A 594-nucleotide genomic window follows, 5' to 3' on the forward strand; every position below is an offset into this window, starting at 1 on the left:
GTCGCCGGTCCTGAACGTTCTTCTCGACGATGCCTTTCTCCCAGCCTGCAGCCCGGTTGCAGAACTCCGGCTCGAACAGGTAGTGACTGCACATCGCTTCGAAGCGCGCGTTGACCGCACGCTCCTTGCCGCGGCCAACCTTGTCCACGGCGGTCTTCATGTTGTCGTAGATGCCGCGCCGCGGCACGCCGCCGAACGCGGCGAATGCGCGGGCGTGCGCATCGAACAGCATCTCGTGACTCTGTGTGGGATAGGCGACGAGCCAGAACGCGCGGCTGGAGTTAAGTTTGACGTGGGCGACCTCCAGGCGTCGCCGTAGCCCGCCAACAAACGCGTATTCGCAGCTCCAGTCAAACTGGAAGGCTTCGCCGGGTTCGAAGGCGAGCGGCACGAAGGCCTTCCTGCGAGGCGCCTCAGCCTGCTCCTCGTGCCAACGCCTCACGAACGCGCTTACGCGGCCGTAGCTGCCGGCGTAACCCTCGGCGCGGATCGCCTCGAACATGAACCGGGCGGTGCGCCGGTCACGCTTCGGGCGATGACTGTCGGCACGCAGCCAACCTGTCAGCTGTGCGGCCCAGTCGTCGATGACGCTCG

At 65.8% G+C, this 594-nt stretch carries 1 protein-coding gene; it reads right to left on the reverse strand.

From position 1 onward, the window contains the following. Positions 1-594: IS21 family transposase (gene istA, locus BDI24065_RS40905; RefSeq protein ID WP_175035937.1), on the reverse strand; the 594-nt coding region annotated here is incomplete at both ends.

The organism is Burkholderia lata (genome assembly GCF_902499025.1).
Taxonomy (GTDB): Bacteria; Pseudomonadota; Gammaproteobacteria; order Burkholderiales; family Burkholderiaceae; genus Burkholderia; species Burkholderia lata_C.